The sequence below is a fragment of the Bradyrhizobium sp. NP1 genome, from assembly GCF_030378205.1.
In the GTDB taxonomy this organism is placed as follows: Bacteria; Pseudomonadota; Alphaproteobacteria; order Rhizobiales; family Xanthobacteraceae; genus Bradyrhizobium.
This window is the reverse complement of record NZ_CP127385.1, coordinates 3,051,625-3,066,143: the sequence shown is the minus strand read 5'-3', so window position 1 is coordinate 3,066,143 and position 14,519 is coordinate 3,051,625. Positions and strand designations below refer to the sequence as shown.

Sequence of the window (14,519 nt, the reverse complement as noted above, 5' to 3'; positions counted from 1 at the left end):
CATCCCTGGCGACGTTCTTGAATTCAAGGGAGAATGGGTCATGAAGGATACGGCGAACCGGGACATGCCGAGTGGCGAAGGTCCCATCCGGGTCACGCGGCAGGGAGCCGTGGCAACCATTACGCTCGACCGCCCGCGGCAGCGCAACCCCCTGAATCCGGAGCTGCTGCAACACCTCACCGGCGCGCTTGATGAACTCGAACGAGACGCCGGCATTCGTGCGGTGATCCTGACCGGTGCCGGCACCGTGTTCTGCGCCGGGGCAGAACTCGGCACCATTATCCATCCAGACGGTCTCGACGGCGAGTTTCAGTTCCAGCTTCTGCGTGACTGTTTCAAATTGGCCCAGCGCATCCGCGAAATCGACCTCCCGGTGATCGCCGCCGTGAACGGGATCGCGGTCGGCGGAGGAGCCGCGCTTGCCTTGGCCTGCGACTTTGCCATCGCGGCGCCGACGGCCCGCTATCATTTCGCCTTCGGGCGCGTCGGCGCAGCTGGTTGCGATATGGGCTGCGCCTATTTACTACCCAAGATCGTCGGAACGTTGCGCGCCAAGCAATGGCTGTTGACGGGAGCCGCGATCGACGCCGAGGAAGGCAAGGCTGCCGGCCTTTTCGTCGAGGTCTGCCCCGCCGATAGGCTGCTGTCACGCGCGCAGGAACTCGCCGCACAAATCGAAGCAAACGGCCCACGTCGGGCGGTCGCAGCAACGAAGTTCAGCGTGGCGCGCGGGGAAGAAGCCGACTTCCAGACCTGTATTTCCTACGAAGCTTACGTCCAGAGCTTCATGTTCACGTTAGACGACCACAGGATCCGGCTGCGAGGCTATCTTGAGCAACGGAAAACGAAACCAGCGTAGAACGTCTTCGAGCGAAGTGGGAATCGGTTCGCGTTGATGCCGCCCATGGCGTCGTGTGGCATGACCGCTCCGCGCCCCGCGGTCGGCCCCTTGACGAGATCGCGACGCTTCGGAGCGCCGCGACATGAGCCCGCTGAAGGTCACCGGCTATAGCTCCAAAGCAGCGTCGCGTAGCACAACTCCGCAAAACTGATCAAGCTCGATGAAGGAGCAGAGGTCGATGTGCTGCATGGTGCGTTGAGTAACCGGAATGCTCCAGCCCAACGCCGCCGCAGCAACAAAAGCACATGAACCTTTGAGCTGTCGTAACGACTAATCTCTGAGCGAAACCTCGAGAAAATCATTGAACCATGGCGCATCAGTTCGCGATCTACGAAGCAACTCTCCGGAAGCGTGGCCGTATGTGGAGGTGGTCGATATGGACCGCCGAGGGGACGCTCGCTATGCAGGGATCAGAATGCTCCCGAACCGCTGCTCGCTATGTTGCCAACAGAGCCTTGTTCCTGCTCCTGCTTGGCGCATCCTATCGGATCAAGAGGAGAGAAATTCCCAGGCCACCTATCGAGCCTGTTTATCGTCCGCCCGGCCAAAGGAATGCAGCCGTTCCCTCCACACAACTGAAGACATCAAGCTGACGAGGCACGTCTGAGCCGCCGCCAGCGCAACGCCTTCAACTGCCAGGTGTGGAAATCACCTCTCCGAAAGCTAGCTTGCCGCCTCGGACAAATCAGTCAGTTCGAGGAGAAGCCGTCGTCGGAAGTGGATCAGGACCGCATGAAAAACGCATTGTTGACGCTGGGCCGGCCAAGCGCGACATCCACCATTTAACCGCCCACCTATCCTATCTCGGATGCCACCATCGGCCGCCGACGACGATGCCCTCGCAAGTCAGTCGCTTGTCTCCCGTCAGGTGTTCGCCGGTAACGTCGACATAGTCGAAGCGCCCTTCCCGAAGCGCCAGCACCGTTGCATCGCCGGCTGAGCCGGCGCGCAGCGTTCCGAGTTCGAGCCGCCGGAGCGCAGAAGCCGCGTTGACGGTGGACGCCGCGATCACGTCCGGAAGCGACATGCCAAGGCAGAGGAATTTTGACAGCGTCGTGAGCTGGTCGAAGACGGGTCCGTCGATGCACAGCGAATGGATGTCAGACGAGATCGTGTCCGGCTTGAAGCCATGGGCGAGCATCGCGCGCGCAATCGAGAAGGCGAACGATCCCTTACCATGACCGATGTCGAAGAGGACGCCGCGGCCGCGCGCATCCAGCACGGCCTGCTTCACCTTGCCCTGCCGTGTCGTCGGCGCGTTCGGGAACGGCCGAAAGGCGTGCGTCAGCACGTCGCCTGGACGCAAGCGGTCCAAGACCTCCTCATAGGAAGGCGGAGGATCGTCGATATGCGCCATCAGCGGCAGGCCGGTTTCGTCAGCGACCTGAAGCGCGATGTTCAGCGGATGCAGGCCTGAGGTTCCGGACGAATATTTTCCGACACGGACCTTGATGCCGATGATCACATCGCGGTTTTCGTCGGCGACGCGGACGGCGTCGGCCGGCGCCATCAGCCGCATCTCTTCGCTTTCTCCGACCATCACCGTCCTTGAATAGGCGAAAATGCCCGCGAAGGAGACATGAAGATAGGCCAGAATACGGATGTGCGATCGATCGATCACATGCTTGCGAAAGCCGGCGAAATTTCCAGGACCGGCCGATCCGGTGTCAACCGCGGTCGTGACCCCGCTCCTGCGCGCAAATTCCTCGCCGTCGATGCCGATCGAGGTGCCGCCCCAATAGACATGGGTATGCAGGTCGATCAATCCGGGCACCACAAGCGATCCGGACACGTCACGCACATCGGCACAGCCGGCAAGGTCGAGCCGGGGTGCCAGCTTTACGACCTTGCCGCCCTCGAAGGCGACGTCGGCGATCATGTCGAGCTGCTGCGACGGATCGATCACCCTGCCTCCACGCAGGACGAGATCGTAGGTCATGCTGATGCCCCATCATCGCGCGGCATTCTCCAAACCTCCGAGCCATGCGTCAGGGGCCGGTAGCGCCCACCGATGGGCCAGACCTCGACGGGACCGTTATCGATCACGACGTGATAGGCCGCGTGCAGGTTCACGGTCGGATCGCAATGCGTTGCAGGGATCAGAACGCGCGATCCCGCAGGCGGTGCCGGCGCTCCCGGAGGCAAAGCGATGACTCCGTGCTCATCGCCCCAAAAACGGTAACGCGCGCCTCCTGCCACGCCGATCAGGAAATCCGGCGGCGGTCCGTTGACCGCTAACGCCTTCGTTCCGGCATCGACCGTGATCTCTCCCGGTCGCTGCGTCGATACGACGGTCGCAAGCACGTAGAGCGATTGAAGAAACGGCGGCGGATCGGCGTTGTCGTCTCGTATGGTGCGGTATTCGGCGTCCATCAGGACATAAGAGCCGACCTGCAGTTCGGTGTACGGCCCTTCGCGCATGTCGATCTCGCTCGTCCCGGTGCCGCTGCCGGAGACGAAGCCAGGCTCAAGCTTGACGCCGGCCAACGCCGAGACGACCTCGCGCAACCGTGCTGCCGCGCGGCGGGCGCCGTCCGTGCGCTCACCGAAGTCTGTGATGTGCTGGGCATGGCCCGCATAGCCCTGAATGCCGACAAAGCGCAGCGACCGATCGGCGGCAATGGCTTTCGCGAGCGTGACCGCGTCTTCAACGGTCGTGACGCCGGTTCGTGCCTGGCCGACATCGACATCGATGGCCAACTCCAGGACAGCGCCACCGGCCATTGCACCGAGCATTGCGACCTGACTTGCATCGTCGACCACCGCTGCGATCCGGCCATTCCGGCTGAGCTCCACGAACCGGGCGCACTTTTCCGCGCCGGCGAGCGGAGACGTGACCAGGACATCGGGGATCCCCGCTTCGATCAGGTCTCCGGCCTCCGCCAACGTGGCGCACGCAATCCCGATCGCGCCCGCGGCGCACTGCCGGCGCGCGATCTCCACCGACTTGTGCGATTTCGCGTGCGGGCGAAGCCCGATGCCGTGGCGGGACGCCACCGCCGCCATCCGGGCGATGTTCGCGTCAAGTGCGGCGACATCCAGCACCAGCGCCGGAGTCGGAATGGCTGCGAACCGCGCGTCCGCCGGATCAAGCCGCTTCATGTCTCGCTCCGCGATCGATCTTTCGCCGCAAGGATTGCACGATAGACCCGCTCCTGCTTCAGAGGCAACGCGAACAGCGCCGCTTCGTGGCCACTGTGCCGATCGTCAATTGCGCGCGCCAGCGCGTTGGCGATCGCAGGCGCCGCCGGGATGACTCCCGCCTCGCCGACGGCCCGCACGCCGAGCGGATTGGTTTGCGGCCTCGTCTCCATATGGGTGAGCCGGACGCGTGGGACTTCCGGCGCGGTCGCGACAAGATAGTCCGCGAGCGATCCGGTCAGCAATTGGCCTTGCTCGTCATAGACCAGTTCCGAAAACAGCGCGCCGCCGATGCCGTCGATGGCGCCGCCGACGACCTGCCCCTCGACGACCATCGAATTCAGGCTGCGTCCCGCATCATGAGCGACGAGATAATCGCGAATGGTGAAAAAACCGCTTCGCGGGTCAAGGCGAACGCAGGCGACATGAACGGAAAGTCCGTAGGTGAGCGGCTGATCAGACTTGAAGACATGCTGGGCCTCAAGCGCGCCATCGCCCTCGAACAGCGCTCCGCCCGGCATCACCGCGCGCGCGATTTGGCCGATGTCGAGAGCAGTCGCCTCCCCGTCTGCCCGGACCACGAAGCCGCCGGCAATCGACAAATCGGCCGGATCGCATTGCAGCAGGACGCCAGCCTTTTGAAGCACCTTCGCGCGAAGCGCGAGGGTCGCCTGATGCACGGCGCTGGCGCCGAATATCGCACCCCGGCTGGCAAAGGCGCCGCGTCCGAACGGGACAAGCTGGGTATCTCCCAGCCGCACCTGGACGCGCTCGAAATCAACGCCGAGCGCTTCCGAACAGACCTGGGCGTAGGTCGTGAGCTGGCCCTGCCCCTGCGTCGTCATGCCGGACAGAACGACCACGTTCCCTGCTGCGTCGATGCGCACCAGCGCGGATTCAAAGTTCACGAGGCCACCGGCCTCGATGCCGCAAGCGAGACCCCATGCCTCGCGCTCGCCGCCGGGCAATATCTTGGCCTGTTCGCTGTAGCCGCTATCGGACACCGCCTTCGCGAGCAAGGCAGGAAAATCGCCGCTTTCGAAACAGATCGGCAGGCCCGCGAGCTTCGCACCCGATCGATACGGCATGTCAGCCGGTTCGATCAGGTTGCGCTGGCGCAAGGTTAGCGCGGAAATGCCGACTTCCTTCGCGAGCACATCGACGAGGCACTCGATGGGAAAGGCGGCCTCGGGCTGGCCTGCGCCGCGATAGGTCGCGATCGGCGTCTTGTTGGTGCCGACGCACCGGACATCGACCCTCACGTTCGCGATTCGGTAGCCGTTGGCGATGTGAGCCGGAACGATCTCCGAGGTCATGATGCCGCTGTTGTGGACATAGCCGCCAACATCGGTGACGACGTCGGCCCTGAGTGCCAACAGGCGTCCTTCCGCGTCGCAGCCAAGCTCGAGATCGACGTCGATGGCGCGCGAATGCGTCGTGGCTTGCAGGTTTTCGAACCGATCCTCGATCCACTTGACCGGCCGGCGCAACAGCCGCGCCGCGTGCGAGACGATGATCTCTTCCGGATAGCAACGCGACTTCGCACCAAATCCGCCACCCACGTCCTCGGCGATGACCCGGACCTGATATTCCGGAATGTCGAGAATGCTGGCCAGGTTCTGCCGCACATTGTAGTGCGCCTGCGTCGACATCCAGACCGTGAGGCTTGTCCGGTCGGAATCGAATTCGGCGACGATGCCCCGCCCTTCCAGCGGCAGCGGCGTCTGCCGCGCGAAGCTGAAACGACGGGAGACCCGATGCGCCGCGGCCGCCATGGCCTTGTCCGCATCACCATGCGCGCTGCTGAAGGCGGCCGCGACATTGTCGACCCAATCCTCGTGCAGGCGTGGCGCGCCGGCGGCCAATGCCGCCTGTGTCGAGCCGAGCGCCGGCAGCGCCTCGAGTTCGACCTCGACCAACGCGGCGAGATCCTCGGCGACATACCGGTCGGCCGCCACCAGAAACGCAACCGGCTCGCCGACATAGCGGACGCGATCGCGCGCGAGGAAGGACGGAAGCCCGTTGCGGATCGCCTCGTGCCAGTATCGCGTGACCCATGGCTTGTCGGCGAAAGGCAGATCCTTGCCCGTCAGGACCAGCAGCGCGCCGGCGTCAAGTGCTGCGGCCCCATCGACATTGACGACCCGCGCATGAGCCAGCTGACTGCGGATGAAGGCGCCGTGAACCATGCGATCGAGGTGGATATTGTCGACATATTTCGCCCGCCCCCGCAGCAGCCGGGCGTCTTCCTTGCGCAGCGGGCCGGCGTGGCGGGATGATGATCCTGATTTCATCGCAACACGTCCATCAGGCAATCCTTGAGCAACACCGCCGCAAGATGCCGACGATAGTCGCCGCTGGCATGAATGTCCGAAAGCGGAGCTACATCCGCAAGCTCGACGCGGACTGCATCGTCGATCGCGTCAGCCGCAAAGCCTTCCTCCGCGAGCCGCGCGGTCAGCCGGTCGCAGCGCCGCGGCGCTTCCTCAAGGCCACCGATGCCGACCTTGAGCTCGCCGGCAGACCTTTGCACGGCAACGGCAACCAGCGCGAAGTCGCCGTGCCGGCGCGCCAGCTCGCGAAACGCACAGCGCGCACCCGCCGGCGCGGTCGGCATGATGATCTCGACCAGCAGTTCGCCCGGCGCAATCGCAGTGGTCAGGGCGCCCAACTGAAATTCGCGCGCAGCGAGGCGACGCTCGCCTTGGGCGCTACGCAACACCAGGATCGCCTCGAGCGTCGCCGCCACGAGACCGATCTCGGCCGACGGGTCAGCGTTGACCAGGCTGCCGCCTATCGTCCCCCGGCTCCGCGTCTGCACGTGGCCAATGTTGGGCAGTGCAGCGGCCAGCAGCGGCAGACGAACGGCGAGATCCGAATCCCGCATCAGCTCGGCTTGGGTGGTCGCCGCGCCAATATGGATGCGGTCTCCGACCTGCCTCCAGCCACGCAGCTCGGCGATCCGGCTGATGTCGACCAGCGCGGTCGGCGTCGCCATTCGAAGATTCATGGCCGGCACCAGGCTTTGCCCGCCGGCAACCGGCCTCGCGTCCTCGCCCAGGCGCGCCAGCAGCGCAACCGCCTCGTCGACGGTCCCGGCACAAAAAAAATCGAACGGCGCCGGCTTCACGACGCGACCTTGAGAACGGCATCGACGATGTTCTGGTATCCCGTGCAGCGGCAGATGTTGCCCGACAGAACCTCGCGGACCTCGTGCTCGGTCTTGGGCAGCGTCCCTTGCGCCGCCAGCGACGCGAGCGTCATCAGCATTCCGGGCGTGCAGAAGCCGCACTGCAGCGCGTGATTTTCGTGAAAGGCCTGCTGCAGCGGCCCCAGCTTGCCATTCTGGTCGAGACTTTCCACCGTGCTTATGCTTCGTTGATCCGCCTGCACCGCGAACATCAGGCAGGATCGGACCGGTTCGCCGTCGACGATGACGGTGCATGCCCCGCACACGCCCATTTCGCAGCCGACATTCGTCCCCGTCAGCCGCAGCTCGTGACGGATGAAATCCGACAGCAGCAGCCGGGGCGGCACGTCCGCTTGGACCTCCTCGCCATTGACGGTGCAGCTTAGCTTCATGCGTTCGCCCTCAAGGCAGGGCCGAGCAGCGCCATCTCATCGAGCGGCGCCTTGCCAACAAAGGTGACCACCAGTTCGGTCACATTGACGGCTCCGAACCCGGCCGCGGCCTTCAGGCAATCATCCACCGTGCCGGAGATCGAATAGGCGTCGACGAAGCGGTCGTCGAGCACCTGCTGCGGGTCATCGCCCGCCTTCAGGCGATCGATCGCCGCAACAAATTCCTGCTCCGGAATGCCGCTCCTGCCGTGCATCGCCTCGCGGACCGCCGGCCAGCGCGCGCCCATCGCCCAATAGGCCGGCAGCATCTCGGCAATGGTCCGCCGCACGGCCGCACGCGCCTCGCCGCGATCGGCGTTTACCGAACACAGCACATACTGCACGACTTCCTTCGGCCGCGGCCGTCCCGCCTTGTTCGCCCCCTCCTGAACCACCTGAAGCGCACGCTCGGTATAGCCAGGCGGACACATATTGGAGATCATCACGCCGTCGCCGATCTGCCCACAGAGCCGCAGCGCCTGGTCGCCCATCGCGGCGACGTAGATCGGCATCTGCGGCCGCGGTGGAACATACTCCATCTTGACGTTGGAGACCGAGAACACCGCGCCCTGATGGGTGACCGTTTCCCCCTTCATCATTCCACGCACGATGGTGACCGCGTCGCGAACCGCTCCCAGCGGCTTCTCGTAGGACAGGCCCATGCGCGTCACGCGATCGCCAATGCCGGAGCCCAGCGACAACGCCGCACGCCCCTCGGCGAGCTCGTCGAGCGCGCCGATCTCCATTGCGATCAGGGTCGGATGCCGGTTGTACGGATTGAAAACGCCGATGCCTATCTTGATGCGCTTGGTCGCAAGCACCGCCCCCGCGACGGCGGGCAGCACGCCGCGATTGAACGGATTTTCCGCGAACCATACCGACGCAAGCCCGTGCTTGTCGGCTCCCGCCGCCAGGTCGATGCAACGCCGAGGCGCCATGCCGCCATGCACCCGCATACCAATCGCCGGCAATTTGGACATCTCAACCTCCCAGATAAGAAGCCTTGACGCGTTCGTCATTGAGCAGCATGTCCGCGGGACCCTCGATGGTAGCGGCCCCGCGCTCGATCACATAGCCACGATTGCTGACTTCGAGTGCCATGAAGGCGTTCTGCTCGACAAGAAGAATGGCGACCCCCTCACGGTTGATCTTGAGGAGAACGTCAAAGACCTGATCAACGAGATTCGGCGCAAGCCCGAGCGACGGCTCGTCGAGCAGCATGAGCTTCGGACGCGCCACGAGCGCCCGGCCGATCGCCAGCATCTGCTGCTGGCCGCCAGACAGCGACCACGCCAACTGGTTGCGGCGCTCTGCGAGCACCGGAAACAGATCGAACACCAGATCGAAATCGCGCACGACGCTGAGACCGCGCCTGATCCAGGGCGTCGCCGCGATCCTCAGATTGTCATGGATGCTGAGGCCGGGAAATACGCCACGCCCCTCGGGCACCATCGACAGGCCGCGCCTCGCGATGTCGGGCGTGTCACGGCCGACGATACTTTCTCCCAAAAACGATATTTGTCCGGCCGACGTCTGCGCCAATCCCATGATCGCCTTCAGCGTCGTGGTTTTTCCCGCGCCGTTGGCGCCGATCAGCGCGACGAGCTCACCGGCGTCGATGCTGAGGCTGACGCCGTGCAGCACCTCGACCGCATCCGTGTAACAGGCCCGCAGATCCTTGATCTCAAGCAGTGGCATATCGCGCGAGTCTCTTTTTCGTGCCGTGGCCGAGATACGCCTGGATGACCTCCGGATTGTCACGAATGGCTGCCGGATCGCCTTCGGCAATCCTGCGGCCGTGATTGAGCACGGTGATCCGGTCGGCCAGCCTCATCACCAGAGGCATGTTGTGTTCGACCAGCAGGATCGTCATTCCGGAATCGCGCAATCGCTTGATGCGCAAAATCAGCCGCTCCACCTCGGCCGGGTTCATGCCCGCGGCCGGCTCGTCGAGCATGATCAGGCGCGGCTGCATCGCAATCGCGCGCGCGATTTCGACAATGCGCTGCTGCTCGTGCGGCAGGGTGCGGATCGGATGATCACGCAATCTCGACAGCCCGACGAATGCGAGCGCTGATTCTGCGATCGCGCGCAGCCTCGTATCTTCGGACCGCGCCAGCTCCGATGCCGAGAGGACGCCGAGCCAGCCGGCCGGATGCTCGGTGCGACAGCCAACCAGCACGTTGTCCAATACCGAAAGACTTTGGAACAGACGCAAGTTCTGGAACGTGCGGGCGAGCCCGACACCCGCGATCTGCCACGGCTTTCGGCCTGCGATGGGCGCGCCCAGGAAACTGATTTGTCCGCTGGTCGGCCGGTAGATGCCGCTCGCGACATTGATGAAGGTCGACTTCCCCGATCCGTTGGGGCCGATCAGAGCATGAATCTCGCCTTCACGTACTTCGAGCGAAAGATCACTGAGGGCGGTGAGCCCGCCGAACCGCTTTGTCACGCCGTCGGCGACCAGCATGGCCGATCCGCCGCCAGCCGGCTGCGTCCGCGGCACCACAGCGACCGGCGCGACCTCCTCGTCGAGATCATCGCGGGCGGACGGCGCGACGGTCTTCTCGGCTCCGAACAGGCCCCAGAGCTGTCTGGCCAGTCCGAGCAGGCCGCCGGGAAAGAAGATGATCATCGCGGCGATGCCGGCGCCATAGATCAGCTGATAGTAGGACTTCGAAATTCGGAGGATTTCCGGCAGGAAGGTCAGGACGACCGCGCCCAGCACAGGGCCCATGGTGGTCCCGATGCCGCCGATCAGCACCATGCTCAGCACCTGCGCGCTGACGTCGAACACGAAGACGTCGGGGCTGATATAGCTCGTGAGATGCGCATACAAAGATCCGGCACAGCCCGCCAGAACCGCGCTGATGAAGAACGCCATCACCTTCTGTCGCGGCACGTTGACCCCTACGGCGCCGGCAGCCAGCTCGGCATCGCGGATCGCCGCGAGCATGCGTCCGTATTTCGACCGCTCGAGCCGTCGAACCAGCAGGATCGTGACCGACAACGTCAGCAGGCCCAGATAGAAGAAGCGGGCATCTCCCCCGAAGTCGACGAATCCCAGCGAGGGCGGAGGAATATTGCCGATCCCGTCCATGCCATGCGTAACCTCGCGCCAGTTGAAGAAGATGTTGCGCATGATCTCGCCGAAGCCGAGCGTCGCCAGCGCGAGATAGTGCCCTTTCAGCCGCAGCGCAGGAAAGCCGATAAGAAGGCCGACCGCGCCGGCCACCAGGCCTGAAGCTGCAAAGGCCGGCCAGAACAGCGCACCGCTCTGCCCGGACGTGGCCAGCGCGCTCACATAGGCGCCAATGCCGAACAGCCCGGCATGGCCGAGCGAAAGCTGGCCGGCGTAGCCGAGCACCACGTTGAGGCTGACCGCCAACAGTCCAAAGACGAGCGCGAGATTGATGAGGCGAAGGTAATAACTGGAGGTGACGACGAGCGGAAGCAGCAGCAGGATCGCAATCAGAAGGACGGGAATCGCGAGACGGCGCATGATCAGGCCTTCTCCGCGACGCGCTCGCCGAATATTCCTTGCGGAAAGACGATCAGCAGCAGGATCAAGAACGAAAAGCAGATCGCATCCTTGTAGACGGAGGAGACGAACACCGCGACGAGGATCTCCAGCAGGCCCACGAGGACACCGCCGACGACTGCGCCCGGCACGCTGCCGAAGCCTCCAATGATCACGGCAATGAACGCCTTGAGGATCAGGTTGAGGCCGATGTCGGTGTCGACCAGGAAGATCGGCGCCACCAGCACTCCCGCGATGCCGCATAGCAGCGCCGACACCACGAACGTGATCGCGATCATGCGGTTGGGCCGAATACCCATCAGCCGCGCCATCTCGATATTCTGCGCGGTTGCGCGCAGCCGCCGACCGAGGTCGGTATGGAAGAAAACGGCGTACTGGGCCGCGAGCACGCACATCGTGACCGCGACGATGAAAAGGTGCTCGGGCGCGAGCACGATGCCGAATACCTTGACGGAGCTGTTCGAGAACGCCGACGGCACCCGCAGCGGGTTGGGTCCCCACACAAGCAGGGCGAAGTTGCGTGCAAAGATCGAAAAGCCGATCGTTGCGATCACGAAGGTCAGCATGGGCCGATCACGCAGCGGATAAAACAGCAGCCGCTGATAGACCGCGCCGAACATTGCCATCGCTGCGAAGGTCATCGCCACGGCCGCCCAATATGGCGCGCCGGTGCCGATTGCCGAGTAGAAGACGAACGCGCTCAGCATGACGAGTTCGCCATGCGCGAAGTTGAGGCCATGCGTCGCGTTGTAGATCAGGATGAAGCTGAGGCCGACGAGGGCATAGATACATCCCATCGCCAGTCCCGTTGCGAGCACCTGGGCCATGCACCACCGCCCTGCGATTGGAGGATCGATCCGGGGCTAGCTTTGGCGCTTCTCTCCGACCACCTTGACGCTGTGGTCGGGCATGAATTCCATGATCACCGAATCGTGGCGGAGATTGCCCTCGCTGTCGGCTTTGTAGGTCCCCGCCAGCCCCTGATAGGAGAGCTGGCTCATTCCTTCCCGGATCTTGTCACGGTCGACGCCGTATTTGCGCATGACTTCAATCAGCATTCCCATGCTGTCGTAGTACTGCAGCGTGTAGATTTCAGGTTCGAATCCGGTCTTGGCTTTGTAGTCGGCGGCGAACTTCGTCGCGTCCTTGTTGGCACTGAGCGAAGGAAATGCCCCGGGAGCCTCGCAGTACCGACCGGAAATATCGGCCTGGTCGACCAGATTGCGCAAATAGGCAAAGCAGAGCGAGCCGGAGCCGACAATCGGCACATTGATGCCGAGCTGTCGTGTCTGCCGCATCGCGAGCGCCTCGTCGACGGGATGCCCCTGGATCACGATGGCGTCCGCGCCGTCGCGCTGCATCTGGAGAATCTGCGCGGTGAGGTCCTTGTCGGTCGGCTGGTACGATGCGATCGATACCGGCTTGAGCTTGTAGAGCTTGTCCAGGAAGTCGGTGACGTTGTCGCGGCCGGAATAGCCCCACTCATTGCCGACATGCATGATCCCGATCTTCTTCTTGCCGAGGGTGTCGACCAGGAAGCGGGTGGTATTCTCCTTGCCGATGGCGTCGTGCGGCGAGTTGCGGAAGAAGAACTTCGCGCCCTGCTGCGAGACGCGGCGCGTGCTGGGGCCGCCGATCAGCGATACCTTCTCCTTTTCGGTGATCGGCATCATGGCGAGAATTTGGGTACCCAGCGCCGGCCCGAACACCGCCACCGGGTTTGATTGCAGCACCTTGTTCAAGGCATTGATTGCCACCGTGTTCGAGGCTTGACTATCTTCGACCACGAGCTCGATCTGACGACCATTGATGCCGCCCTTGCTGTTGGCGTCGTCCACGACCATCTGCATCGCATCCAGATAGGGCTTGCCATAGGCAGCAAGCACGCTGGTGAGCGGCAGCACCACACCGACCTTGATCGGCGGCTCGGACGCCGCTTTTCCCGCGGGCATCATGGCGGAGACGCCCAGCACGGCGCAGGAAAGCAAGCCGGCCATGCGCGAGAAGACCTGTCGCCGATTCTTCATCATTCTCTCCATCATTGGGAGTTGATCCCGACTACTCGATTCGATTCGATGCGGCGCGGAAGCGAAGCTCAGATCCCGCCGGGCCGTGGGCTCGTGCCGTGCTCGGAGAAATGCACGTGAACGACGCGCCAGTCGCCGGCTTCCTTCTGAAATACCATCGTCGAACGGGAAACGAATTGGCGGTCCTCGTGAGCGCTGCCGTCCGGGCGCGGATTGGCGCCGACCCAGGCGGCCTTGGTTTTGCGATGGCACCAGACCGTCGCCATGTCACCGGTCACCACGCCACCGATATCGTAGGGCTCCCAGTAGCCGGTGGTGAGCTGCCCCTTGTAGAACTTCCAGAGCTGGATCCAGTGGTCCCGACCTCGATAGGTATGACCATTCAGATTGAAGAACACGCTGTCGGGCGAGGCGCTCCACAGCTGGTCGCGCAACGTCACCCAGTCGAACTCTGCGTTGGCTTCGAGGTATTTCTGGTGCTTGTCGAGAATGATCTTCCGGTCGGCTTCGCTTCCGCCACGCAGCGTTGGTTGAGACATCCGAAGTAACTCCTCATGCTATGGTATTGGGCCTGCCGAAAAGAAGTTCCGCACGGTTTCCGGAAAATGCCCGAGCACTGCGCGCATCGCGGCGACCGCCGCCGGCGCGTCGCGCTGCTCGATGGCCGAAACGACGTCTAGATGCGTGGCGATGTCGGTGAGCACGGTGCGCGAATCCATGCGATGCAAGCCGAAATACCAAAACCGGCACGCGGCATCGTGGAGCTGCACGACTTTCTGCTCGATCTGACGGTTGTGTGTCGCGGCCGCCAGCGCGCGGTGAAAGCGCTGGTCCATGTGAACGAGCCTTCGGAAGTCCCGCCGCTCGATCACGGCCTCGAAGCCGTCAAGCGCAGATCGCATCGCAGCGATATTTTCCGGGCTCGCGCGCTCGGCTGCCAATGACACGCAGCCGCCTTCGATCAGCACGCGGGCTTCGAAAACATCCTGCATCTCGCGCAGGCTCAGATCCGAAATCCGGGTGCCGATCCGCGGTTGCCGTTCGACAATTCCCTCCAGCGACAGCCGCAGCAACGCATCGCGGATCGCCGCGACCCCGAACTCGAAACGCCCCGCCAGAAACTTCTCGTCGACCGACGATCCAGGCTGCAGCTCCCCGAAAATGATCGCGTCCAGCAGCCGGTCGTAGGCGCTGTTGCGCAGAGGACCGGCCTCCGAAGACGCGCGGGCGGGCTGCAATGTCACTTTCGCTCCCAGATTTATTGAAACTGAAATTTCAGTTTGCAAAG

General features: G+C 63.6%; 13 protein-coding genes. 1 reads left to right on the top strand and 12 read right to left on the bottom strand.

From position 1 onward, the window contains the following. Positions 1-40 precede the first annotated feature (40 nt). Entirely contained in the window at positions 41-859 is an 819-nt protein-coding gene (locus QOU61_RS14430; RefSeq protein ID WP_289659446.1) for an enoyl-CoA hydratase/isomerase family protein, read from the top strand. An 841-nt stretch (positions 860-1,700) separates the two neighbouring features. Here QOU61_RS14430 and QOU61_RS14425 read toward each other — a convergent pair. The 12 genes from QOU61_RS14425 to QOU61_RS14370 all read right to left on the bottom strand — a co-directional run bounded on the left by QOU61_RS14425 (position 1,701) and on the right by QOU61_RS14370 (position 14,475). Further along, positions 1,701-2,840 (bottom strand): amidohydrolase/deacetylase family metallohydrolase, encoded by a 1,140-nt coding sequence (locus QOU61_RS14425; protein WP_289659444.1) that lies wholly within the window; start codon positions 2,838-2,840, stop codon positions 1,701-1,703. Continuing rightward, entirely contained in the window at positions 2,837-4,003 is a 1,167-nt protein-coding gene (locus QOU61_RS14420) for an alanine racemase (RefSeq protein WP_289659442.1), read from the bottom strand. The genes QOU61_RS14425 and QOU61_RS14420 overlap by 4 nt, the downstream gene beginning before the upstream one ends. Continuing rightward, a complete protein-coding gene (locus QOU61_RS14415; RefSeq protein WP_289659440.1) occupies positions 4,000-6,336 on the bottom strand; it encodes a xanthine dehydrogenase family protein molybdopterin-binding subunit in 2,337 nt (778 codons plus the stop codon). Before QOU61_RS14415 ends, QOU61_RS14420 begins: the two co-directional genes overlap by 4 nt. After that, a complete protein-coding gene (locus QOU61_RS14410; protein ID WP_289659438.1) occupies positions 6,333-7,172 on the bottom strand; it encodes an FAD binding domain-containing protein in 840 nt (279 codons plus the stop codon). The genes QOU61_RS14415 and QOU61_RS14410 overlap by 4 nt, the downstream gene beginning before the upstream one ends. Continuing rightward, complete coding sequence (locus QOU61_RS14405) at positions 7,169-7,624, bottom strand: (2Fe-2S)-binding protein (protein ID WP_289659436.1); 456 nt, start codon at positions 7,622-7,624, stop codon at positions 7,169-7,171. Before QOU61_RS14405 ends, QOU61_RS14410 begins: the two co-directional genes overlap by 4 nt. Beyond that, positions 7,621-8,643: an LLM class flavin-dependent oxidoreductase gene (locus tag QOU61_RS14400; RefSeq protein WP_289659434.1), complete on the bottom strand. Its 1,023-nt coding sequence runs from the start codon at positions 8,641-8,643 to the stop codon at positions 7,621-7,623. The genes QOU61_RS14405 and QOU61_RS14400 overlap by 4 nt, the downstream gene beginning before the upstream one ends. Position 8,644: 1 nt before the next feature. Further along, on the bottom strand, positions 8,645-9,355 hold the full coding sequence (locus tag QOU61_RS14395) for an ABC transporter ATP-binding protein (RefSeq protein WP_289661519.1): 711 nt from the start codon (positions 9,353-9,355) through the stop codon (positions 8,645-8,647). After that, positions 9,348-11,165, bottom strand: a complete 1,818-nt coding sequence (locus QOU61_RS14390) for a branched-chain amino acid ABC transporter ATP-binding protein/permease (protein WP_289659431.1) — start codon at positions 11,163-11,165, stop codon at positions 9,348-9,350. Before QOU61_RS14390 ends, QOU61_RS14395 begins: the two co-directional genes overlap by 8 nt. Positions 11,166-11,167: 2 nt before the next feature. Beyond that, on the bottom strand, positions 11,168-12,031 hold the full coding sequence (locus tag QOU61_RS14385) for a branched-chain amino acid ABC transporter permease (protein ID WP_289659429.1): 864 nt from the start codon (positions 12,029-12,031) through the stop codon (positions 11,168-11,170). A gap of 36 nt (positions 12,032-12,067) precedes the next feature. After that, positions 12,068-13,231, bottom strand: a complete 1,164-nt coding sequence (locus QOU61_RS14380; protein WP_289659427.1) for an ABC transporter substrate-binding protein — start codon at positions 13,229-13,231, stop codon at positions 12,068-12,070. A 68-nt stretch (positions 13,232-13,299) separates the two neighbouring features. After that, entirely contained in the window at positions 13,300-13,770 is a 471-nt protein-coding gene (locus QOU61_RS14375) for a YybH family protein (protein ID WP_289659425.1), read from the bottom strand. Between the two features lie 18 nt (positions 13,771-13,788). Then, entirely contained in the window at positions 13,789-14,475 is a 687-nt protein-coding gene (locus QOU61_RS14370) for a GntR family transcriptional regulator (protein WP_289659423.1), read from the bottom strand. Positions 14,476-14,519: the final 44 nt, after the last annotated feature.

Excerpts from the sequence above, each read along its gene's own strand:
- QOU61_RS14385 (WP_289659429.1), bottom strand. The coding sequence starts at position 12,031 with ATGGCCCAGGTGCTCGCAACGGGACTGGCGATGGGATGTATCTATGCC.
- QOU61_RS14400 (WP_289659434.1), bottom strand. The coding sequence starts at position 8,643 with ATGTCCAAATTGCCGGCGATTGGTATGCGGGTGCATGGCGGCATGGCG.
- QOU61_RS14425 (WP_289659444.1), bottom strand. The coding sequence starts at position 2,840 with ATGACCTACGATCTCGTCCTGCGTGGAGGCAGGGTGATCGATCCGTCG.
- QOU61_RS14390 (WP_289659431.1), bottom strand. The coding sequence starts at position 11,165 with ATGCGCCGTCTCGCGATTCCCGTCCTTCTGATTGCGATCCTGCTGCTG.
- QOU61_RS14430 (WP_289659446.1), top strand. The coding sequence starts at position 41 with ATGAAGGATACGGCGAACCGGGACATGCCGAGTGGCGAAGGTCCCATC.
- QOU61_RS14415 (WP_289659440.1), bottom strand. The coding sequence starts at position 6,336 with ATGAAATCAGGATCATCATCCCGCCACGCCGGCCCGCTGCGCAAGGAA.
- QOU61_RS14380 (WP_289659427.1), bottom strand. The coding sequence starts at position 13,231 with ATGAAGAATCGGCGACAGGTCTTCTCGCGCATGGCCGGCTTGCTTTCC.
- QOU61_RS14405 (WP_289659436.1), bottom strand. The coding sequence starts at position 7,624 with ATGAAGCTAAGCTGCACCGTCAATGGCGAGGAGGTCCAAGCGGACGTG.
- QOU61_RS14420 (WP_289659442.1), bottom strand. The coding sequence starts at position 4,003 with ATGAAGCGGCTTGATCCGGCGGACGCGCGGTTCGCAGCCATTCCGACT.
- QOU61_RS14375 (WP_289659425.1), bottom strand. The coding sequence starts at position 13,770 with ATGTCTCAACCAACGCTGCGTGGCGGAAGCGAAGCCGACCGGAAGATC.